The organism is Eubacterium ramulus ATCC 29099 (assembly GCF_000469345.1).
GTDB lineage: Bacteria > Bacillota > Clostridia > Lachnospirales > Lachnospiraceae > Eubacterium_I > Eubacterium_I ramulus.
In genome coordinates this window covers 1-21475 of sequence record NZ_KI271115.1, presented here as the reverse complement: position 1 = coordinate 21475, position 21475 = coordinate 1, and the positions used below count along the sequence as shown (strand labels likewise).

21 protein-coding genes and 2 pseudogenes are annotated in these 21475 nt (G+C 45.8%); all 23 read left to right on the top strand.

Annotated elements, in window-relative coordinates; translation table 11 throughout:
- Nucleotides 1-697 (top strand): type IV secretory system conjugative DNA transfer family protein (locus HMPREF0373_RS16720; RefSeq protein ID WP_021738893.1); only part of this gene is annotated, 697 nt, incomplete at its 5' end.
- Between the two features lie 271 nt (nt 698-968).
- Nucleotides 969-2852, top strand: coding sequence for a recombinase family protein (locus HMPREF0373_RS06615; RefSeq protein ID WP_021738891.1), 1884 nt, complete (start codon nt 969-971; stop codon nt 2850-2852).
- On the top strand, nt 2849-3232 hold the full coding sequence (locus HMPREF0373_RS06610) for a TnpV protein (RefSeq protein WP_021738890.1): 384 nt from the start codon (nt 2849-2851) through the stop codon (nt 3230-3232). Before HMPREF0373_RS06615 ends, HMPREF0373_RS06610 begins: the two co-directional genes overlap by 4 nt.
- A 9-nt stretch (nt 3233-3241) precedes the next feature.
- On the top strand, nt 3242-3421 hold the full coding sequence (locus HMPREF0373_RS06605; RefSeq protein ID WP_021738889.1) for a hypothetical protein: 180 nt from the start codon (nt 3242-3244) through the stop codon (nt 3419-3421).
- A gap of 15 nt (nt 3422-3436) precedes the next feature.
- A complete protein-coding gene (locus HMPREF0373_RS06600; protein ID WP_044963260.1) occupies nt 3437-3715 on the top strand; it encodes a hypothetical protein in 279 nt (92 codons plus the stop codon).
- A 37-nt stretch (nt 3716-3752) separates the two neighbouring features.
- Nucleotides 3753-4055, top strand: coding sequence for a hypothetical protein (locus HMPREF0373_RS06595; RefSeq protein WP_021738887.1), 303 nt, complete (start codon nt 3753-3755; stop codon nt 4053-4055).
- Between the two features lie 412 nt (nt 4056-4467).
- Nucleotides 4468-5901: a hypothetical protein gene (locus tag HMPREF0373_RS06590; protein WP_021738885.1), complete on the top strand. Its 1434-nt coding sequence runs from the start codon at nt 4468-4470 to the stop codon at nt 5899-5901.
- A gap of 106 nt (nt 5902-6007) precedes the next feature.
- Nucleotides 6008-6661 carry a CHC2 zinc finger domain-containing protein gene (locus tag HMPREF0373_RS06585; RefSeq protein ID WP_021738884.1) on the top strand — a complete coding sequence of 218 codons (654 nt, stop codon included), beginning with the start codon at nt 6008-6010 and terminating at the stop codon, nt 6659-6661.
- A complete protein-coding gene (locus HMPREF0373_RS06580) occupies nt 6576-8015 on the top strand; it encodes a virulence-associated E family protein (protein ID WP_227097757.1) in 1440 nt (479 codons plus the stop codon). Before HMPREF0373_RS06585 ends, HMPREF0373_RS06580 begins: the two co-directional genes overlap by 86 nt.
- Nucleotides 8016-8303: 288 nt before the next feature.
- Nucleotides 8304-8471: a transposon-encoded TnpW family protein gene (locus HMPREF0373_RS16400; RefSeq protein WP_081695227.1), complete on the top strand. Its 168-nt coding sequence runs from the start codon at nt 8304-8306 to the stop codon at nt 8469-8471.
- A gap of 88 nt (nt 8472-8559) precedes the next feature.
- On the top strand, nt 8560-8937 hold the full coding sequence (locus HMPREF0373_RS06575; protein ID WP_021738881.1) for a translation elongation factor Tu domain protein: 378 nt from the start codon (nt 8560-8562) through the stop codon (nt 8935-8937).
- A 54-nt stretch (nt 8938-8991) separates the two neighbouring features.
- Nucleotides 8992-9519, top strand: a complete 528-nt coding sequence (locus HMPREF0373_RS06570) for a DUF3592 domain-containing protein (RefSeq protein WP_021738880.1) — start codon at nt 8992-8994, stop codon at nt 9517-9519.
- Between the two features lie 264 nt (nt 9520-9783).
- The gene (locus HMPREF0373_RS06565; RefSeq protein WP_021738879.1) at nt 9784-10899 is read left to right on the top strand and encodes a hypothetical protein; all 1116 of its coding nucleotides are present in this window, start codon (nt 9784-9786) and stop codon (nt 10897-10899) included.
- A gap of 258 nt (nt 10900-11157) precedes the next feature.
- Complete coding sequence (locus tag HMPREF0373_RS06560) at nt 11158-13866, top strand: DEAD/DEAH box helicase family protein (protein ID WP_044963264.1); 2709 nt, start codon at nt 11158-11160, stop codon at nt 13864-13866.
- A 145-nt stretch (nt 13867-14011) separates the two neighbouring features.
- Nucleotides 14012-14899 (top strand): annotated as a pseudogene (locus tag HMPREF0373_RS06555) (VirD4-like conjugal transfer protein, CD1115 family); the annotation flags it as partial.
- Between the two features lie 95 nt (nt 14900-14994).
- Nucleotides 14995-15207: a Maff2 family mobile element protein gene (locus tag HMPREF0373_RS06550; protein ID WP_044963257.1), complete on the top strand. Its 213-nt coding sequence runs from the start codon at nt 14995-14997 to the stop codon at nt 15205-15207.
- Between the two features lie 11 nt (nt 15208-15218).
- A complete protein-coding gene (locus HMPREF0373_RS06545) occupies nt 15219-16085 on the top strand; it encodes a VirB6/TrbL-like conjugal transfer protein, CD1112 family (RefSeq protein ID WP_021738874.1) in 867 nt (288 codons plus the stop codon).
- 15 nt (nt 16086-16100) lie between these two features.
- Complete coding sequence (locus tag HMPREF0373_RS06540; protein WP_003020333.1) at nt 16101-16832, top strand: septation protein SpoVG family protein; 732 nt, start codon at nt 16101-16103, stop codon at nt 16830-16832.
- On the top strand, nt 16822-17601 hold the full coding sequence (locus HMPREF0373_RS06535; protein WP_021738873.1) for a DNA-methyltransferase: 780 nt from the start codon (nt 16822-16824) through the stop codon (nt 17599-17601). The genes HMPREF0373_RS06540 and HMPREF0373_RS06535 overlap by 11 nt, the downstream gene beginning before the upstream one ends.
- 17 nt (nt 17602-17618) lie before the next feature.
- A complete protein-coding gene (locus HMPREF0373_RS06530) occupies nt 17619-18173 on the top strand; it encodes an MT-A70 family methyltransferase (RefSeq protein WP_081695225.1) in 555 nt (184 codons plus the stop codon).
- A gap of 3 nt (nt 18174-18176) precedes the next feature.
- Nucleotides 18177-18566, top strand: a complete 390-nt coding sequence (locus tag HMPREF0373_RS06525; RefSeq protein ID WP_015563852.1) for a PrgI family protein — start codon at nt 18177-18179, stop codon at nt 18564-18566.
- A complete protein-coding gene (locus HMPREF0373_RS06520) occupies nt 18523-20883 on the top strand; it encodes a VirB4-like conjugal transfer ATPase, CD1110 family (RefSeq protein ID WP_187118756.1) in 2361 nt (786 codons plus the stop codon). The genes HMPREF0373_RS06525 and HMPREF0373_RS06520 overlap by 44 nt, the downstream gene beginning before the upstream one ends.
- A pseudogene (locus tag HMPREF0373_RS06515) lies at nt 20864-21475 on the top strand (NlpC/P60 family protein); the annotation flags it as partial. The gene HMPREF0373_RS06520 and the pseudogene HMPREF0373_RS06515, both read left to right, overlap by 20 nt.

Here is a 21475-nt window from a genome sequence, read left to right as displayed (position 1 = left end):
TATTATCGGCTCGTCCGGCTCCGGCAAAACCCGCTTCTGGCTTACGCCCCAGCTTTTACAGGCTCATTCCTCTTATGTGGTGGTCGATCCCAAAGGCGGTGTGCTGGGACAGGTCGGAGCTTTCCTGCAAAAACGCGGGTACAAAATCAAGGTGTTCAACAGCATTGATTTTTCAAAATCCATGCACTATAACCCGTTGGCGTATATCCGCAACGAGGCCGATATTCTGAAATTCGTGGATGCCCTGATTTCCAACACCAAGGGCGAAGGCAAGGAAGGCGATCCATTCTGGACAAAATCGGAAACGCTTTTGTACTGCGCCCTGATTGCCTACATCATTTTCGAGGGGCCTGCCGAGGATCGGAACATGAATACCCTTGTGGATATGATTTCCGGCATGGAGGTCAAGGAGGATGACGAGGATTTTATGAACGCGGTGGACTATATGTTTGCCGGGCTTGAAAAGCGCAAGCCGGATTGCTTCGCGGTCAAACAGTATAAAAAGTACAAATTGGCCAGCGGTGTAGTAAGTTTGAAGAGACTTCTTAATCAATCAAATTTAAAGAGTTGGAGCTCCAAAATGATTAAAAAGTCTCTTGAGGCTTATTTTTTTACCTTAAAGAACAAAATTGTATTTTGTAAAAAACAATTTCAAAACATGTCCGTATTTTGTTTCGTCAGTACAGAGATTGTGTAAGGAACTTTAAAAAGATGACACGAAATCAAAAAAGATGCAGTAAGGGGGCTGTAAAAAGACCTCTGAGCATTTCGTTTAGTGTAAGAATCTTTTTTACTTCTTACACGAACCTTGAAAACGAAACAGCCTGCCCGTAGTGATACCAGAACTGAATAGGCATTCAGCGTGTCTTTTTTGGTTAATACGTCCCGGAAACATCAGAACCCGGTACAGGAACGGATATGGGATGAGAACAGGCAATTAATAAACAAAGGAAGGAGGACATCTGACTATGACAGAGAAACAGGGATTCATGACAGCGTTGTATGAACGTCTTAGTCGTGATGATGAATTAAACGGGGAATCCAACAGTATTTCAAACCAGAAGAAACTGCTGGAACAATATGCAAAAGAACATGGATTTACCAATCTTGTTCATTTTACTGATGATGGTATCTCCGGTACAAGATTTGATCGCCCAGGCTTTCTTGCCATGATGAAAGAAGTAGAGTCGGGGAAAGTCGGAACGATTCTGATTAAAGATATGAGCCGAATGGGAAGAGATTATCTGAAAGTCGGACAATATATGGAATTGCTGCGACAGAAGAATGTCCGCCTGATTGCAGTCAACGAGAATGTAGACAGCTTCCGGGAGGACGATGATTTTACTCCATTCCGAAATATCATGAATGAATGGTATGCAAGGGATACCAGTAAAAAGATAAAATCCACTTTCAAGGCGAAAGGAAAATCCGGCAAGCATGTGGCAAGTACAACACCATATGGGTATCTGAAAGACAAGGATGACCCGAATGTATGGATTGTTGATGAAGAAGCAGCTGTAGTTGTACGGAGAATCTTTCACATGACAATGGATGGGTACGGACCATATCAGATTGCCAAGGCACTGAAAGAGGATAAGGTTGAGATACCAGCGGTTCATATGGCAAAGAAAGATGCCGGATTATGGAAAGGCAGAGTAGAAGAAATCAAAGATCCTTATGGCTGGGGCTCTTCTACTGTTGCAGGCATTCTGAAGAAAAGAGAGTATCTTGGTCATACAGTGAACTTCAAGACCAGAAAACATTTCAAGGATAAGAAAAGCCATTACGTATCTGAAGATAATTGGACGGTGTTTGAGAACACGCAGGAAGCCATTATAGATCAGGAAACTTTTGACAATGTACAGAGAATCCGAAGCAATGTGAGAAGATATCCAGATGGATGGGGAGAAGCCCACCCCTTGACAGGTCTGATGTATTGTGCAGACTGTGGTTCCAAAATGTATGTCCATCGAGTAAATAATGGCAAGCGAGTACCACAATATACTTGTTCTGCATATTCTAAAGTTCCGGTTGGAACACTCTGCCAGACACAGCACAGAATTAATGCTGATGTGGTTATGGAGCTGATTAAGGAACTTTTAAAGGCTGTTGCGGAGTATTCACAGTTGAATCGTGAAGAATTTTTGGAGACAGTAAAAAAGGCACAGACTTCACAGCAGTCCAGTGAGATCACAAGATTGAAAAGCAGATTGGCAGAGGCAAAAAAGCGTGTGCAGGAACTGGAAAAACTGATCTGCAGAATTTATGAGGACAATATTCTTGGCAAGCTGCCAGATGAACGCTATGCGATTCTTGATGGACAGTATTCTAAAGAACAGAAAGATTTGTCGGCAGAAATTGCAGATATGGAAGCTGAATTATCAGGCTATGAAGAAGGTCGCAGATCAGCGGAGAAGTTTATTGCTCTGGTTGATAAATACCAAAATTTTGAGGAATTGACCACTTACATGCTGAATGAATTTGTAGAAAAGATTGTGGTGCATGAGCGTGACCGGAAAGGAAGCGTTGAGACGACACAGGAAGTGGAAATCTATTTTAACTTCATCGGCAGATATTTACCGCCACATTTCGGTGAGGTGAAAATGACACCGGAAGAAATTGAAGAAATGGAAAAACGGGAAGCCAGAAAAGACAGGCTTCACCAGAATTACCTGAGAAGAAAAGCAAATGGAAAGCAGCAGGAATACTATGAACGGACAAAGGCAAAAAAGAAAGCCGAACTGGATGCAAAAAAAGAAGAGATCCGGCAGGAAGATATTGCAAAAGGTGTGTTCATTCCGCTATCACTGCTTCCCCCAGCAGAACCGAAGAAAGGAGTTGCATCAGCATGAGCAAATTAGAAAGAATCATTCACGATAACAGTAATGGTCTGGATTATATCCTTGTCGGGGAAATCTATCTGCCACTGATCGCAGTACCCGAAGAGAAAAGAGAGATTGGTTTTTATGGAAGTCTTCACAGAAACTATCTGAAAGATTACAAGAGTGGCTTGTATTCCTATCTGACATTGAGTGGTAAGCTCTGGACGTATCTCGCAGATCTGAATGAGCAGTGTTTGGAACGCAGGGATTTCCTCATGGAACAGATTATGGAGCAGGAAGGCATTACGGAAGAATTGAAAAGCAGAGATCAGATGGAATGGGTTCGCCGGGCAAACAATGCAAGAAGCCGGGTAGATGAAATTATTTTAAATGAACTGGTGTATGTGTAGGAGGGACTTATGAGATACTGGATTGAATATGCAGACGGAAGATGTTGTAATTTTGCAAACAGCAGAAAAGATTTACTGGACTGGCTGAAACTTTTGAAAGATGAAAAAATCGTTGATATCCGAAAGATTTACAAAAGCGGTGTGACAGATTCTGTGATAGACAGCTATCGTAGTTATCTGAAACAGTGAAAGGGGTGGACAGTCATGGTTGTTGTAAGAATTATTGTGAAAATCGTATTACTGCCAGTGCGTATATGCCTGACAATGATACAACTGGTGGTTATGTTCTTCACATGGCTGTCGGCAACGGTATTTCATATCCTGTCGGGGATCATCTGCATTACAGCAGTTTTAGGGTATGGATTCGGACAGGAGACAGGCACAGAAGCGGTCAGGATGCTTGTGGCAGGTTTTATACTTTATATCCTGCTGTGCTTTCTGGCTGGGCAGTGGTGTGGCTGGAAACAATCAAAATCAGATTGATGAAGTAGACCACTGGAGAAAGGAATAGGATTCTTAAATGAAGATTACAAAAGAGATTGAAGAATTTATCAACCTGACCATAACGGAGCATATGGGAAAAGAGTATGCAGACTGGAAACTGAGCCAGCCGTCTGTGACAGAACCAGATGAAGTTGAGGAAGAATATAAAAAAGTGATTGCCACACTTCCACAGAAACAGGAAGAGGCCATTACAAAATATTGCGACCAGATATTTAACAGTGGAGCAGAGACAGAAGAATTTTTCTACCGGTTGGGACTGAGGGACGGAATGAAACTTAGGAAGAATGTTAAAATGGTTCTGAAGCAATTATCAGAATGATACATACAGGAATTATCTGAAAAGTGAATGAGTAAAGGAAAGGGCATTAACCGTAAAAAGTTAGTGCCCTTTGTTTTACCCATTTTTATATTTTCACAAAATCCGATGCAGAGGATTTTTGAAAAACAGACGGAACGGAGATCCTGCTGAAGGGACAGCGGCAGGAGTTACGTTTTGTCTGCTGGGAGTACAGAGGGCTGGAAGTCCTTTGTGCCCAGATTGCAAAGAGCGGCAGCATCTTGCTGGGGTTAAGGGGCAAAGCCCTTAGCAGGTTAAGGGCGGCAGCCATTGCCCAGTGATATGGCGTTTCGCCATATGGTACTGGGTACTGTCTGTAACGGGGACAGAGACTTTTGGAAGCTTCGCTGCAATCCCCTCCGGGGAAACAACTTGAAAAAAGGAGAGATGTGAATTGAAAGGCACAAGGCATAACGGCAGATCTGGGAAAGACGGTGTTTACAATCCGCTTCACAATGACCGGAGATTTGACCCGGAACACAGTGAGCATATTGACAATGAACGTGTCCGTCAGAATATTTACTGGGACTGCTATCAGGGATATACCACAATGGCAGACCGGGGAAAAGAGGATAATTTTTCTTTTAACCAGATTGAGATGGCATACTATGTGGATCATTACAGCGATTATGTGATTAACCAGAATAAACGTCATGAGAAAGCAAGACACCCCGACAGATGTAAAGGGGTGGAAGATGTTCTGAAAAATAAAAAGACCTGTCCGGAAGAAAGTATCTATCAGCTTGGGACGATAGATGAACACGCTTCTGTGGAAACGCTGGTTTTGGTTTTTGATGAATTCAAGAAAGAGTTCGATGAGCGGTTTGGTTCTAATGTGCATATCATTGACTGGTCACTGCACATGGACGAAGCGACTCCGCATATTCATGAGCGTCATGTATTCGATGCTACGAACCGGTATGGGGAGATTGAACCGAAACAGGAAGCGGCACTGGAAGAACTTGGCTTTGAACTTCCGAATCCGGAAAAGAAAAGATCAAAGACAAATAACCGTAAGGTTGTTTTTGATTCTGCCTGCCGGACAATGTTCCTGGATATCTGTAAACGTCATGGACTGGAAATTGACGAAGAACCGTCCTATGGAGGAAGGCAGTATCTGGAGAAACAGGACTATATCCGAATGAAGCAGAAAGAAGAGATTGCGGTTCAGCAGGAAATGCTCAATCAGCAGAGGGATAAGGTCAATGCGAATCATCTGGAACTTGCAAGGCAGTCAAACCATGTCAGGGCAAATGAAAAGGTTATCCAGTCACAGAAAGAAAAAATAGAACAGCAGGAAAAAGAATTTAAAGAAAATTTCATTTCCAATTCTGACCGGATTCTAAGTCAGGGCGAGCTGATTGAAGAACAGAGAGAGGAACTGCAACAGCTTACCCTCCGTATTGAAGATGTGGAAACCTTGCTTGACGAAGTATCCAGTGAAGCCTATGACAAGGCTGTGGATAAAGTCGCAGAGGAAACAATGCGGGCTACCAGAAAAGATGACATTCGTCTTGCGGAAGATTCTAAGAGATGGATTCAGAGTCCGGAACGTAAGGCATCACGAAAAGAAAAGGAATATGCGATAAACAGGCTGGACGGTCTGATTAAAAAAATCGAATATGCGATGGAAAAAGCTGTTGTGAGGGTTGTCCGTCAGTTAAAACAGCCAGAGAAGAAAAAAGCCGTTGTAGAAGAAATCAAAAAAGAAGTGAAGCCGTCAATCAGAGAAAAACTTGCATTGAACGTAGCAAAGATTCAAAGAGAAGAGGCAGAGAGAAAACAACTGAATAAAGGAAGATCACATTCCAGTGATCTGGAACTATAAGGGCATTTTGTTGATTCCGTAAGGACAGGACAAAGTGCTTTTTTGTTTTTTGTGAAAACTTGCTTCCCAGATTTGGGAAGCAGATTTAAGAAAGAGAGGAAACGAATTGGGATTATTTGATGAAGTAAAACAGAATGTGACCGTCCGGCAGGCTGCGGAGAGGTATGGGTTAAAGCCCAACAGGAGCGGACTGATCCGCTGCATTTTCCATAATGACAAATCACCCAGCATGAAAGTTGACCGGAGATATTATTGTTTCGGGTGTGGCTGTACAGGAGATGCCATTGATTTTACGGCACAACTGTTTGACATTGGATTGAAAGATGCAGCCATGAAGCTGGCAGATGATTTTGGGATTCCTTATTCCGGCAGGGACAGGGGATCACCGCAGAACAGGAGAAGCGTTTCAGCAAAAAAGCCAGAGCCGACACCAGAAGAACTTTGGCAGAAAAAACATCTGAGATGCCTGAGAGCCTATCTGGATTATCTGAGCCTGCTTCTGGAATGGAAAGAACAGTATGCACCAAAAACACGGACAGAAGAATGGCATGAAAAGTTTATGACTGCTCTCAGGGAGTTGTCAGTTGTTGAGTATTATCTGGATATCCTGCTCTTTGGGGACAGGGCAGATAAGGAAGCACTTGTAAAAGAAAAATGGAAGGAGGTGGAGCGGATTGAGCAATGCGAAAGAGAAGATAAAGGAGATCGCCACAAAAGAACAGAAAGATGCCATGAAAGAAATGTTCCGGATGGTAGATAAAAGCAAAGTCGATGAAGTGAAACAGATGCTGGAATATACACAGAAAGGAACTGCGAAAGCAACGGTTGGAAATTATATGGTTGTGCTGAGAAATGATCCGCTTGTGCGTGAGAGTATGAAATACAACAAGCTGACAGGCAGGATTGATATTGTAAAAAAACTCTGGTGGAATGAGGAAGTCTGCAAGCTGGATGATGATGGCAGGACTTATTTCTACTATTTCTTTGAACGCTATTACAAACTCACAAGTGAAAAATGTATGGATAAGGCACTTCGCATAGAAGCCAACAGCCGGGCATACCACCCGATCTGTGAGTATCTGGAACAACTGGAGTGGGACGGGCAGGAGAGAATCCGTTATGTTCTGCAACGGTATATGGGGGCAGATGCTTCGGATTTTGTCTATGAGGTTGTGAAGCACTTCCTGATGGAAGCATTAAGCAGAATCTACCGCCCCGGTTGTAAAGCAGATGAAATGCTTTGTCTGGTAGGTCAGCAGGGAGCCGGAAAATCCACATTTTTCCGTTTTCTTGCATTGAACGATGACTGGTTTTCTGATGATCTGAAGCAGTTGAATGACAGTAAGATATACGAGCATCTCCGGGGACACTGGATTATGGAAATGTCGGAGATGATTGCTGCAATCAGTGCAAAGAGCAATGAGGAAATCAAGTCATTCCTGACTAGACAGAAAGACACTTACCGGAACCCTTATGATAAATATGAGGAAGACCGGAAGCGTCAGTGTATCTTTGCAGGTTCAACGAACACAAGGCAGTTCATTCCTTTTGACCGTACCGGGGCAAGACGGTTCCTGCCGATTGCTATAGACAGCAGTAAGGCAGAGAAGCATATCCTCGATGATGAAAAAGAAGCCAGATCCTATTTTGACCAGTTGTGGGCAGAAGTAATGGAAATCTACTGGTCAACGGAGAATAAGAGCAGCCTGTTGAAGTTCTCAAAGGAAATGGAGCAGGAGATCAGTGAATACCGAAAACAGTTCACACAGGAAGATACGATGGCAGGAATGATACAAGGCTGGCTGGACGCTTATAAAGGTAGTCATGTATGTTCCGTCCAGATCTGGAAAGAAGCCTTTGACCATTTTGACCGGGAGCCGAAAAAATTCGAGACAAATGAGATCTGTTCCATTATGGATACGCAGATCACTGGCTGGAAGAGAGCCGGAGTCCACAGATTTTCAAAGGAAGGATATGGCAGACAGAGAAGCTGGATCAGGGAAGGAGCAGAAGAAGAGGGTGGCAACGAACCGGATAAAGATGGATTTACAAAGCTGACGAAAGCAGAACAGTTGGAGCTGCCATTTGATCTGCCCGACAGAGAGAAAGGCTGATTTTGATGCCGAAAGGCTACTGATTACCCGGAAATTTACTGCTTGTTGACATTTTTGTTGACACCAAAATCCTTTGTATTTACCGGTGTTTCAGCTACTTTTTAACAGGTGTCAACAAGAACATTCAAAAAACTTTTCAATAGTATTTTGGAAAACAGAAATAACTACCCGAAAAAAGTTTCAAACCCTATGTTGACACTTGCGTTGTCAGCGTGCCGATAAACTCCCGGCAGGGACAGAAGCAAACCTCTCTCTGTCGGGCACAGGAAAGAAAGGAAATAGATGATTATGGAAAAAATGATGAATAAAAAAACAGAGGGAAACACATTTACAAAGAAAATCGGGCAGACAGTATATGTTGTCCGCTATCATTTCAATGAAGATGCAAAGGAAACCATGCAAGAAAAGATTAACCGGATGCTGGTTACAGAAGCAAGCCGAAAGGCAATGCAATAGATGAGGGCAGAGACAATTGGAATTGAGATATGTTTGAAAATGTGATATGATTTGAGCAACAAATTAGAAGTTATAAAGGAGAAACACTATGGGATTATTTGGTAAAAGCAAAAAAGAGCGAGAAAAAGAGTATATGAACAGATTAGATGTTCCATTATGTTTAAAAGAAGACTTTGAATTGATTATTGATGATGTATTTACAATTATGGGGGGTGGAACAGTTGTCACAGGAAACATATCAACAGGAATGTGTAGAGAAGGAGAAAATGCGTGTGTTTATAAAACAAATGGAGGTGTATTAGAGACTATAATTACTAACATCGATATACATACAAAAGAACGAAAATCAAATGGTTGTGGATATAAAACAGAACATGTTGGACTTGGGTTAAGAGGAGTTTCTAAGGAACAATTAGAAAAAGGAGATAGAGTGATTGTAAAGAATGCCAATATGTATGGAATGTAATTACAAATTCAAGTTTGCAGAATCAAGAAAACTGGAATTTGAGGTGATGAAACTATGACAGAAATACAAATTGCATGGTTAGAATTGATGACAGTTGGAGGTCTTGGTGTAATATTGGTTTTACTAGGAGTTACTTTCAATATCATTGTAAAAAGACAGAATCAATTGTGTACAAAGCAGACAGACGGTATTGTTAAACAATATGGGTTTCCGGGAAATGGAAGGGTGTATCCAATCGTGGAGTACTTTGTGAATGGAACTTGTTATAAAACAAAGAAAATATTTTGTGGAATTAAAACAACGCAAATATCTGGAGTACCCGTACCGGTGAAATCAGAAGTCTATGAAGATGAAAAAGGCTGGCTACATGTAAAAACTGGATCCATTGCAAATTTGCGTCAACTTGCAGAGCAGTTGTGGCCTATCAACAGTAAGATGACAGTTTATTATAATCCAAACAATCCTAAAAAGTGCTATGTTGATAGACCAATTTCAAAAAGTTTTACTTCCATGATGTTTATCATAATGGGAATAGTAACGATACTCTTGAGTGTATTGGTATTCTTTTTGATGCAGCTATAAATTACAAAAGATAATTGGTAATCAGACAAAATTCAAGTTTGTAGAATTATAAAGGAATAATATTATTTTAAATGAGCTGTTCGGATTAAATGCGTTGCCCTCTAACGGGTCAAGGATGAACCATGATACAATCAAACTTGAGTATGGTATTAAACATCAAAATATTCGTAATTTCCTTTTAGTTAAGAAACAAATATAGTAAGAGCAAAATATCGCTCTTTTTTCATTCAAAAATAAGTTATACTAGAAACAGAGGTGATATCCATGATTAACAATAAAGAGAAAAAAATGATTCAAAGATATTGTATATATCCAAAGATTGCAGTGGTTGCACTCATCTTTTCATTTGTACAATGTGCATTAATAGTACCATTAGAGATGATAGATGATTTAGTATTCCAAAACAAAGGTTTTCAGCCTACAGGGATGTTTACTGCATTAGGATTTGTCATTATATATGTTATTATATTCTGTTTCTGTGCACTTGCCCCTAAGTTTGGAATGAACGGTAAGAAATGGAAATCTCTTATAGGTAGATTAAATGTGAAACAGTCAGAAACAGATTATTCTAAAGAGGTATCTGCTGCTTTGGCGTCACAAGCTGTTGGTCGATTCCTTAAAGAAAGTGATAATGATACTGCAAAGAATATAGGAAGTGCTATGCAGGTGGCTGGTGCAGTAAGTACAGTCTCTACATCTATAGATATGTTATCTGAAGCAGGAAGTAATGCCGAGAACATGGCACATGCTTATAGAATCCCTATTCCTGATATAAAAAAACAACTCATTGCCTTTGCAGTTATCCCAATACTTATTGTAGTCGGTACTTATATACCTCAATATATAAAAGGAAAGCAGGCAATGGATCAAAGAATTGCAGCTTCTGCAAAACAAGTAGAAATAGTAAAAAAGGCATTAGAACCTGTATGTGTAAGAGTACATGCAGACAATCCAAATGAATCACGTAGTAGATCAAGTTATACTGTTATGGGATATTTAAGAGATTCAGGTGCTACTGATTGTTATGTTCATGTTCAAGTCAATAATAGTGGTACTATCATCAATATCTCATATGTAGAAGGTGTGGATATTAATAAGAGTTTAGAAGAGAATTTAATGCAGACAGAAAAAGATTTTGCGACATTACAAAAGTCTTTTGAGAATTTAAATGTATCCGTATCTAATCCTGAGATATTATCTTATCAGGCTATTCCACAACAATTTAAAGATGAATTTCTAAATGGGACATTTTATAAGAGTTTCCGTTTCTATGATCAGGATGCGCCTATCAGTTTGTCTTGTTCATTTGATACAGAGACAGAAGATCAGTTTGATGAATATACAAGACCTAAAATTCATTTCTTCTTAGGATCAAAATAGACACCTTATGAATAATAAATTTGATGAACAAAATGATACAGTCAAATTTCAGTTGTTAAACTTATTAATATTTTATCACAGGCACACCTGAAATTCTATTTAAATTCATTTGCTTTGAGGATGCAGAATGATTTAAATATCCCAACATAGGCATACTTCTTATTGGACACGGAATCTTTCTTGTAAGAAAATTGGCAGTTGTATATAATAGTTACAGACCACAGAAAAAGTGGAATAAGCAGAGGAAAATGGATGATTATGAATTACGAAGGTATTTTAGAGTTTAAAGGAACATGGAGAAGGTATCAGGCAAGGGTTTTGGAACACGCAGACAGGTACATGGCAGATGGAAAAATACATATTGTAGCGGCACCCGGATCCGGGAAAACGACATTGGGAATTGAACTGATCCGCAGGATGAACGGAAAAGCACTGATTTTGGCACCATCCATTACGATCCGGGAGCAGTGGATCGCAAGGATTGAGGAAGCTTTTTTATGTGAGGGCATACAGGGGGAAGATTATCTTTCACAGAATTTAAAACAGCCAAAGGCGATCACGGTTGCAACCTATCAGGCATTACACAGTGCCATGACAAGATTTCAGGGAATACAGGAAGATGCAGGTGAGGATAGTGGCACAGGCACAGACGAGTGCCCGGCGAAAACAGAGACAAAGGAAGTAGATTACAGCGGTTTTGATCTGGTTGGGACGATGAAAGAGGCTGGGATCGAAGTACTCTGTCTGGATGAATGCCACCACTTGCGAAGTGAATGGTGGAAAGCATTAGAAGAATTCAAAAAACAGGTGAATAACCTTAAAATCATCGCTTTGACAGCAACACCACCATATGATTCCACACCGGCTATGTGGACGCGGTACATGAATATGTGTGGAGAGATCGATGAAGAGATTACGATACCGGAGCTCGTAAAAGAGGGAAGCCTCTGTCCGCATCAGGATTATGTTTACTTCAACTATCCAACAAAAGAAGAAGAGAAGGAAGTCAGACGTTTTGAAGAACGCAGTAAAGCAATGACAGAAAAAATCATGCGGGATACTCAGTTCCTTACGTACGTAAGAAGCCATAAGGGGTTCAGTGGACAGCTCTCAGATGATCTGCTTCTGGATAATCCGGCATATCTGGCATCACTGTTGATTTATTTACAGAGCAAAAATATTGCAATTCCGTCCAGATTACAGAGGCTTTTGGGGGCAAAAAAATTACCGGACATGAATGTGCAATGGATGGAGCGTCTGTTACAGGGATTCTTGTATGATGATGTGGATTCATACCTGTGTGACAAGACATATCGTGAATTGCTAATTGCTGATTTAAAATCCGACGGTCTGATAGAAAAGAAAAAAGTCGTCATGACGAAAAGTGCGGCAGTGGAAAAAATGCTCACAAATTCCCTTGGAAAATGTAACAGCATCCGTGATATTGTGTTCCATGAATATGAGGCATCCGGTCAGGATTTGAGGCTGCTTGTTTTGACAGATTACATCCGGAAAGAATATGAAAAAGCAATTGGAAATACAGAATATGATGTTAACTCACTTGGAGTGCTTCCGTTTTTTGAGATGCTCCGTCGTGACAATGAAAAGAAAAACGAACAAATCCGTTTTGGGGTGCTTTGTGGAACGATTGTGATCATTCCGGCAGAGGCAAGAGAAGCATTAGAGCAGGCGATCGGAATGAGCGGAAAAGTTACATTCAGCAGGATCGGAAATCTTTCTGAAACAGATTATCTTAAAGTGACAGCGGTTGGAAATGCACATTTTCTCACAGGGGCGGTAACAGATATTTTCTCAAAAGGCTATATGCAGGTGCTGATCGGTACAAAATCGCTGTTAGGGGAAGGATGGGATTCTCCTTGTATCAATTCCCTGATCCTTGCAAGCTTTGTAGGCTCATTTATGTTAAGCAACCAGATGAGAGGGCGTGCCATCCGTGTGATGAAAGAACATCCGGAAAAAACAAGTAACATCTGGCATTTAGTCTGTTTAAGACCGTGGAACGAAGTGCTAAAGGCAGATGACAATCAGATCAGTGAAGATTACAGTATGCTGGAGCGAAGGATGGAACATTTTCTCGGTCTGCATTATACAGAAAATACGATTGAAAATGGAATGAAACGGTTGTCAGTTATTAAAACGCCATTTAATAAAACGAATATTGACAGGATTAACAGACAAATGCTGAAAATGTCGGGGCAGCGCGATACGTTAAAAGAACGTTGGAACAGTGCACTTGCAGTCTATGACAAAATGGATATTGTGGATGAGACAGAAGTAAAAGACAAATTTGTCACAAGTGTTGTTTTCTGGGATGCGATTCTTACAATGATCCTGTCAGGAATTCTGTGTCTGATCGGGGCAATTGGGGCAGGTATTGTTGCTGCAGCGTCCCAAAATGGTATCCTGGCCGGAACCTGTTACTTCTTCATTGCTGCCGGACTGGCTGGAATTATGATACGTTTCCCGAAAATTTTCATGTTGGGAAGTCCGCTAAAAAGATTAAAGGCATTTGGAAATGGAATCCGCAAAGCATTAGAGGAGCAACAGCTTCTGGAAGAAACACACTGTAAAGTTGAGACAGAATCAAACGGACCGGATAACCATATTATTTATCTGTCCGGTGGAAGCGGCAGGGATAAAGCGTTGTTCGCACAGTGTGTCAATGAATTTTTTGATGTGATCGACAACCAGCGTTACATACTTGTGAAAAAGAAGGGACACAAAGGACTGAATGGTTTCTATGCCATTCCAAATTGTTTTTCGAAAAAGAAGGAGGATGCGGAACGTTTTGCAAAATGCATGCATCCGTATATCGGAAATTATGACTGTGTGTATACAAGAAATGAAAAAGGAAGGGAACTTCTGTTAGAAGGCAGGGTGAAGGCACTTGCCAATCGGGAGGAGCGGTGCATTTCCCACAAAAAAGTAAAAGGGGCGTTAGAGTAGAAAACATATTGACAACGAAATATAAAAAATTTGTAGAATTCAAAATTTAATATGAAATGTGAGATAGAGCGTATGGAAATAAACTATACGTTCTATTTTTTTGCCTTTTTGAGAAAAATGATTAAAAAACTATTGACATTTTGTTACTGGCAAGACGGCAAAAAGCATTTTAATTTCCTGCGGTGCGCGGCTGGCTCCCTTTGACATCCCGCAGCTTCGTGAAGTCATGGCCTATGACGAATTGGAGCTTGACCGCATCGGAGATCGGAAAACAGCGGTATTCTTCATTATTTCCGATACCACGCAGACCTACAACTTTTTAGTGGCGCTTGCTTTTTCGCAGATGTTCAACCTTCTGTGTGAACGGGCGGACAATGTTCACGGTGGCCGCCTGCCGCACCATGTACGAGTGCTGTGGGACGAGGCAGCCAACACGGGACAGGTGCCCCAGCTCGAAAAGCTGGTCGCGGTTATCCGCTCCCGCGAGGTGAGTCTTTGCCTGCTGTATCAACAGTTGGCACAGTGCAAGGCCATTTACGATAAACACGCCGAGACAATCCTCGGCAACATGGATAGCGTGGTGTTCCTCGGTGGCCGCGAAGCCAGCACCATCAAGGAAATATCCGAGAACTGGCTGGGAAAAGCCACAATCAGTATGCAGACTGACAGTCGCTCCCGTGGTCAGTCGGAAAGCTACAGTCAAAATACCCAGCGGCTGGGCCGGGAACTGATGACCCCAGCCGAACTTGCAACCATGCCGGGAGATAAATGTATTTTGCAGCTTCGGGGCCTGCCCCCGTTCTTCTCTCCCAAGTATGATCTGAAACGGCATCCGAACTACCGTTATACGGCGGAGGCCGATAAACAGAAAAACGCTTTTGACCTCGACAGGCTCATTAACCGCCGCAGGCGGCCCGGTCTGAACGAGGCGTGTACGATGTATGAGGTGACTGTGCCGGACGATGCGCTCACAGAAGAGGACGAGGACATCCTCAACTATGATGACATCGACGATCCAGACGCCTTTGCATAAACGCTTCGAGACAAAGTGTCCCGAAGTTTGTAACCTGCCGCCTGCAAGGGCGGCTTTTTTGTTACCGGGGAAAACCCGGAGAAATGGAGGCTTATATGGCATTTTTCTCATCTGCAATCGACACTTTACAGACCCTCGTTATCGCGCTCGGCGCTGGCCTTGGCGTGTGGGGCGTGGTTAATCTGCTGGAGGGCTACGGCTCGGATAACCCGGGCTCCAAGTCCCAGGGCATGAAGCAGCTCATGGCGGGTGGCGGCATCATCGTCATTGGCACCACACTGATCCCTCTGCTGTCTGGCCTGTTTTAAGGTAGGCGCTTATGGATTTTCTCACCGACTGGCTCACAAACTGGCTCAAAGAGCTTCTGATTGGCGGGATCATGGGAAACCTCGAAGGGCTTTTTGATACCGTCAATACCCAAGTCGGAGAGATTGCGGCACAGGTAGGGACTACCCCGGCGGCGTGGCACGCCGGGGGTTTCTCCCTGATCCGACAGCTTTCCGAAACGGTGATCCTGCCGATTGCCGGAATGGTGCTGACCTTTGTTGCCACTTATGAGCTCATACAGATGCTTTTGGAAAAGAACAATATGCACGAGGTTGACGTTGCGAACCTCTATAAATGGATGTTCAAAACAGCCTGTGCAATCCTGATCCTGTCAAACACATTCAATATCGTTATGGCCGTGTTCGATGTCTCGCAGAGCGTCATCGCGCAGGCAGGCGGGCTCATTCAAGGCTCTACCGATGTTTCGGCGGATATGCTTGCTGAACTGGAAACCTCGCTGGAGACGATGGACTTAGGGCCGCTGTTGGGGCTGTGGCTGCAGTCTGCGCTCATTGGCTTCACAATGAAGGCGATGGGAATTATCATTTTCGTTTTGGTGTATGGCAGGATGCTGGAAATCTATCTGCTGACCAGTCTGGCCCCCATCCCCGTTGCTACGCTTTCCAACCGGGAGCTTGGTGGCACCGGGCAGAACTACATCAAGTCCCTGTTTGCCGTGGGCTTTCAAGGGCTGTTGATCCTTGTATGTGTTGCAATTTACGCAGTGCTCATTCAAGGCATCGCAACAGGCGGCGATCCCATTGGGGCGATTTGGGGAACTGTGGGCTACACGGTTCTGCTTTGCTTCATGCTCTTTAAGACCGGGAGCATTGCCCAGCGTATCTTTGGCGCTCATTAACAGGAGGTGGTGCTTATGCCGAGAAGATACGGGGCAGACGGAACGCGCTTATGGAATGGAAAAACGCCGGAGGAGTTTACTGAGGCAGACGCTTACCGCTTTATGGCGGAAACAGAGGCCGTCCTGCAAAGAAAAGAGTTGATGGACGACCCCGCCCAGCCTGCTCCGGCAAGCGGAAAGGAGGAATTTTATCTGAGTAAGAAAGACGATGTGTTGCTGACCCCGGAGCAGATTGCTGCGGAGGAACGGCGCTGGCTGTTTGATGCTCCCATCGCGGAGCTTGCAGAAGTCAAGGGCGTTAGCATTGATGAGGCAGTAAAAATGCGGACAGATGCTGTCTTGCAGGAGGCGGTTGTTCCGATCACGGTATCTGTCCGCCCGATTGAGCCGCAGGGAAAACTGATCGGCTTCGCCAGCGTCAATTTTGGCGGTGTGGTCATCGACGATTTTAAGGTTGTGGACGGGAAAAACGGGATTTTCCTCGGCGCTCCCTCTAAACCTGATCCTGCCAGCCGGACGGGATACCGGGCTACGGTTCGGATTCCTGACCGAGCCACACAGGAACGGATCAATGCGGCTGGTGTGGAGGCGTATCATGCGGCGGTGGAACAGCTTGTTGCACGGGCCCAGGCGGTACGGCCTGCCCCGATCAAGGAGCAGATGGCCGAGGCTGCAAAGCAAGCGGGAAAAGAAAACGCTGCCCGGCCTGCGCCTGCCAAGGCAAAGGAGGCCCGTAATGACCGATAGCCGCACTTTGGGACAAAGTGTCCCGAAGGAGGGCTTGTTTCTCATGGATGGCATTGAGGGCCTGCGCTCCCTGCCCAAACATAGCGTGGATATGCTGTTGACTGATCCGCCTTACGGCACAACCCGGAATTATTGGGATGTGCCCCTGCCGCTCCCGGAGCTGTGGGAGGCGGTGAAATGGGCGGTCAAGCCGAATGGCGCAGTGCTGTTTTTCGCACAGTGCCCCTTTGACAAGGTGCTGGGCGCATCCAACCTCGCCATGCTCCGCTATGAGTGGATTTGGTACAAAGAGCGCGGAACGGGCTTTCTCAATGCAAACCGGGCTCCGCTGAAAAAGTCCGAGAACATCTTGGTGTTTTACCAAAAGTCCCCGGTCTACAATCCACAGTTTACTTACGGCAAGCCATATACCCGTGTTCATTCCCGAAGCGGTACAAGCTCTAACTATGGGAAATTTGAACGGCAGGGCTCAGAGTCCAACGATGGCCGCCGCTATCCCGGAAATGTGCTTTTTGTGCCTACGGTGTCCGGCGGCATCCATCCCACACAGAAGCCCGTGGAGCTTTGTGAGTATCTGATCCGCACCTATACCCGCCCCGGCGAATTGGTCGCGGACATTTGCGCGGGCTCCGGCACAACCGCGATTGCAGCTATCAACACAGAACGTCGCTTTGTATGCTTTGAAACGGCCCCGGCCTTTTATGCCGCAGCCAGTGAGCGTATTCGTGCGGCGCAGGCAGTAAAAAGCTCCGGCGAGAAAGGAGTGTAATTATCCAGCAGTATTCTATCATTTACGCCGATCCCCCTTGGCGCTACTCGGCTAAGAAAGTACAGGGCGCGGCGGAAAACCATTATCCCACTATGAGCATTGAGGAGTTATGTGCGTTGCCTGTGGCTGATCTTGCAGCCCCGGACAGCGCACTCTTTTTATGGGCCACTTTCCCGCAGCTCCCGGAGGCGCTCCGGCTGATCGAGGCTTGGGGCTTCACCTATAAATCTGTTGCTTTCGTCTGGCTGAAAAAGAACAAGAAAGCGGATAGCTGGTTTTACGGCCTTGGCTTCTGGACAAGGGGCAACGCGGAAATCTGCCTGCTGGCTACCAAGGGACACCCGAAGCGGCAGGCTGCCAACATCCATCAATTCATCATTTCCCCGATTGAAGCCCATAGCAAAAAGCCGGACGAGGCCCGCGACAAAATTCTTTCCCTGATGGGAGATCTGCCCCGCGTGGAGCTCTTTGCCAGGCAGACCCCGCCCGGTTGGGCTGTGTGGGGAAATGAAGTAACACCAACCATCCCGGACTTTGGGACACATTGTCCCGAAGTGCAGAAAGGAGTGTGATCTATGCCCTATGTAAACGTACCAAACGATTTATCCAAAATCAAAACAAAGATGGCTTTCAACCTCACCAAACGCCAGCTTGTCTGCTTCGGCAGCGCGGGCGCGGTGGGGATTCCGGCCTATTTGCTGACCCGTGGCACCCTCGGCAATACCGGGGCGATGTTTCTCATGCTGGGAATTATGCTCCCGGCGTTCCTGCTGGCGATGTATGAAAAGGACGGCTTGCCCTTTGAAAAGGTTGTGCGAAACATCATCCGGGCCAAGTTTCTAAGGCCGGGGATCAGGGCCTACCGAACCGAAAACATTTATGCGCCCTTTGCCGGGCCGGGCGCTGGAAAGGAGGATGTGATTGAAAAACACAAAGAAGAAAAACGGAGCCGCCGCCAAGGGTAAAGGCCGGGCGACCCTGTCTGCTCAGCAGACAATCCCGTATCTGTCCATGCACCCGGACGGTGTGTGCAAGCTCCCGGGCGGGCTCTATACAAAAACCGTGGAATATGAGGACATCAATTACTCCGTGGCATCCACCGAGGATCAGACCGCCATATTCAGCGGGTGGAGCTCATTCCTCAACTACTTTGACAGTTCGCTGCCGTTCCAGCTTTCCTTTATCAACCGCCGTTCTCATTCCCGCAGCCGCTATCAGGTCAATATCCCGAAAGCGGATGACAACTATAACAGCGTCCGGGACGAGTTTACCGGGATGCTGAAAAATCAGATTGCCAAAAGCAATAACGGCATTGAACGCTCAAAATACATCACCTTTGGCATACCCGCCGAGGGGATTGCGGAGGCACGGCCCCGTCTGGAGCGTGTGGAGGCCGATGTCATGGGAAACTTTAAGCGGCTGGGCGTTCCCTCGGAGCCTATGGACGGGCGGGCCCGCCTTGCGCTGCTTCATAGCCAGATGCATCCGGGGAGCCGCGAGGCGTTCCGCTTTTCGTGGAAAGACATCCCGCAGACCGGGCTTGGCACAAAAGACTTTATTGCCCCGGACAGTCTTGACTTCCGCCAGTCCCGCACATTCCGCATCGGCCAGTATTGGGGCGCGGTGTCCTACTTACAGATTATGGCATCGGAGCTTTCGGATAAGTTGTTGGCGGAAATCTTGGAACTGGATGCGGAAATGACCGTGACCATGCACATTCAGACCGTGGATCAGCTCAAGGCAATTAAGACCATCAAGGGGAAAATCTCGGACATCGGAAAAATGAAAGTGGAGGAACAGAGAAAGGCTGTGCGCTCCGGCTATGACCCGGATATTCTTCCCCCTGACCTGATTACATTCAGCAAGGACGCAGCGGAGCTTCTGGCTGATTTGCAATCCCGCAATGAGCGAATGTTTCTGCTGACCTTTACGGTGGTAAACCTTGCTCCTAACCGCCAGCGGCTGGAAAACGATGTGTTTACCGTGGGCGGTATCGCGCAGAAATACAACTGCGCTCTGCGCCGTCTGGACTGGCAACAGGAACAGGGCTTTGTTTCCTCGTTGGCCCTTGGTTACAACGAGGTAGAAATCCAGCGCGGTATGACCACCAGCTCCACAGCCATCTTTATTCCTTTTATGACAAGGGAGCTCCGCATGGCTGGGCAGGCCCTCTACTATGGCATGAACGCACTTTCTCACAATATCATCATGGCTGACCGCAAAAAGCTGAAATCGGCAAACGGGATGTATTTGGGCTCTACGGGCTCCGGCAAGAGCTTTGCCGCAAAGCGTGAGCTCTTGAATGTGTTTCTCACCATCCCGCAGGATCGGATCATCGTGGTTGACCCGATGGGCGAATACGCTCCGCTGGTGCGAAGGCTGGGCGGCCAGGTGATCGAGATTGCCCCGGACAGCCCGCACCACCTCAATCCGATGGATGTGGAGCTCAATATGGCCGCCGGAGAAAGCCCGCTTTCCATGAAGGCGGATTTTCTTTTGTCCCTATGCGAGCTGGTGGTCGGCGGCAAGGAAGGCTTGCAGCCCATTGAAAAGACGGTCATTGACCGCTGCGTGCGTTTGGTGTACCGGGAACAGGCGCTCGGACTGGAAACTGCAAAAACACCACTGTTGCAGGATTTGTACGAAGAACTCTTACGCCAGCCGGAGCCAGAAGCCCGGCGCGTGGCAACTGCCTTAGAGCTTTATTGCACAGGCTCCCTCAATCTCTTTAACCATCCTACCAACGTCAAGACGGACAGCCGTGTGGTGTGCATTGTTCTGAAAAACATGGGCGAAAACCTTAGAAAGATTGCAATGCACATCACAAATGAGTTTGTTTCGCAGGCGGTGGATCAGAACTTCCACGAGGGTGCGGCGACTTGGTGCTACTTTGACGAGTTTCATATCCTGCTCCGCGATCCGCTGACGGCCAGCTACTTTGTAGCGGTCTGGAAAATGCTGCGTAAAAAAGGATGTGTGCCGTCTGCTTTGACGCAGAACGTCAAAGACCTTTTGGCAAGCCGTGAAATCGAGAACATTCTGGACAACACGGATTTTATGATCCTGCTTTCGCAGGCGCAGAGTGACCGTACCATTCTGGCAAAACAGCTCGGTATTTCCGAGCATCAGCTTTCCTATATCACACACAGCAATTCCGGCGAGGGGCTGTTGTTCTATGGAAATGTAACCATTCCGTTTGTGGATCGGTTCCCTCGCGGAGAAATCTATGACCTGCTGACTACCCGCCCGGAGGATATGAAGAATGAAACGAAAAACGAATAAGACCAAGGAGGAGGCTTGGTCGCAGACCGCCCACGCCCCTGACGGGGAACAGCCCGGGCCGGAGGCTTCCGACACTTCGGGACAAAGTGTCCCGAAGTCCAAGTTCCGCAAAAAGAGCCAGCAGGAACAGGCTGCGGCGGCAAAGCTCCACATGGAGTCCCAAGGCGAAAAACTGGAACAGGCCCGGGAGAAGCTGGCAAAGCAAAAGCCGCCGAAAAAGCCCGGCCCGGTAAAACGCATAGGCCGTGTTGCCAGCGGTTCCGTTCACAGCTTCGTGCATGGCAAGATTTTTGAAGTGGAACAGGAAAATGTCGGCACAGAAGGCGCACACCGTTCTGAGCTTGTGGGAGAAACCGCGCTGCGGCACGGCTCCCGCTTTGTGCGCCGTAAAGTCCGGGAACATCCGGCAAAAGTGGTACGCAAGGCCGAGGCCCGCTATACCAAATACACGGCAGACTACCATTTTCACACCGCCGCACAGGAGCACCCGGAGCTGACGAAAAATGCCCTTACCCGCTACTGGCAGAAGCAACGGCTTCGCAGGCAATACCGCAAGCAGGCAAAGGAGGCTGCAAAGCAGGGCGCGGCTGCG

What these genes read in the sequence shown, in the direction of transcription:
- HMPREF0373_RS06615 (WP_021738891.1), top strand. Translation starts at nt 969, where the DNA reads ATGACAGAGAAACAGGGATTCATGACAGCGTTGTATGAACGTCTTAGT.
- HMPREF0373_RS06610 (WP_021738890.1), top strand. Translation starts at nt 2,849, where the DNA reads ATGAGCAAATTAGAAAGAATCATTCACGATAACAGTAATGGTCTGGAT.
- HMPREF0373_RS06605 (WP_021738889.1), top strand. Translation starts at nt 3,242, where the DNA reads ATGAGATACTGGATTGAATATGCAGACGGAAGATGTTGTAATTTTGCA.
- HMPREF0373_RS06600 (WP_044963260.1), top strand. Translation starts at nt 3,437, where the DNA reads ATGGTTGTTGTAAGAATTATTGTGAAAATCGTATTACTGCCAGTGCGT.
- HMPREF0373_RS06595 (WP_021738887.1), top strand. Translation starts at nt 3,753, where the DNA reads ATGAAGATTACAAAAGAGATTGAAGAATTTATCAACCTGACCATAACG.
- HMPREF0373_RS16400 (WP_081695227.1), top strand. Translation starts at nt 8,304, where the DNA reads ATGGAAAAAATGATGAATAAAAAAACAGAGGGAAACACATTTACAAAG.
- HMPREF0373_RS06575 (WP_021738881.1), top strand. Translation starts at nt 8,560, where the DNA reads ATGGGATTATTTGGTAAAAGCAAAAAAGAGCGAGAAAAAGAGTATATG.
- HMPREF0373_RS06570 (WP_021738880.1), top strand. Translation starts at nt 8,992, where the DNA reads ATGACAGAAATACAAATTGCATGGTTAGAATTGATGACAGTTGGAGGT.
- HMPREF0373_RS06565 (WP_021738879.1), top strand. Translation starts at nt 9,784, where the DNA reads ATGATTAACAATAAAGAGAAAAAAATGATTCAAAGATATTGTATATAT.
- HMPREF0373_RS06560 (WP_044963264.1), top strand. Translation starts at nt 11,158, where the DNA reads ATGAATTACGAAGGTATTTTAGAGTTTAAAGGAACATGGAGAAGGTAT.
- HMPREF0373_RS06550 (WP_044963257.1), top strand. Translation starts at nt 14,995, where the DNA reads ATGGCATTTTTCTCATCTGCAATCGACACTTTACAGACCCTCGTTATC.
- HMPREF0373_RS06545 (WP_021738874.1), top strand. Translation starts at nt 15,219, where the DNA reads ATGGATTTTCTCACCGACTGGCTCACAAACTGGCTCAAAGAGCTTCTG.
- HMPREF0373_RS06540 (WP_003020333.1), top strand. Translation starts at nt 16,101, where the DNA reads ATGCCGAGAAGATACGGGGCAGACGGAACGCGCTTATGGAATGGAAAA.
- HMPREF0373_RS06535 (WP_021738873.1), top strand. Translation starts at nt 16,822, where the DNA reads ATGACCGATAGCCGCACTTTGGGACAAAGTGTCCCGAAGGAGGGCTTG.
- HMPREF0373_RS06525 (WP_015563852.1), top strand. Translation starts at nt 18,177, where the DNA reads ATGCCCTATGTAAACGTACCAAACGATTTATCCAAAATCAAAACAAAG.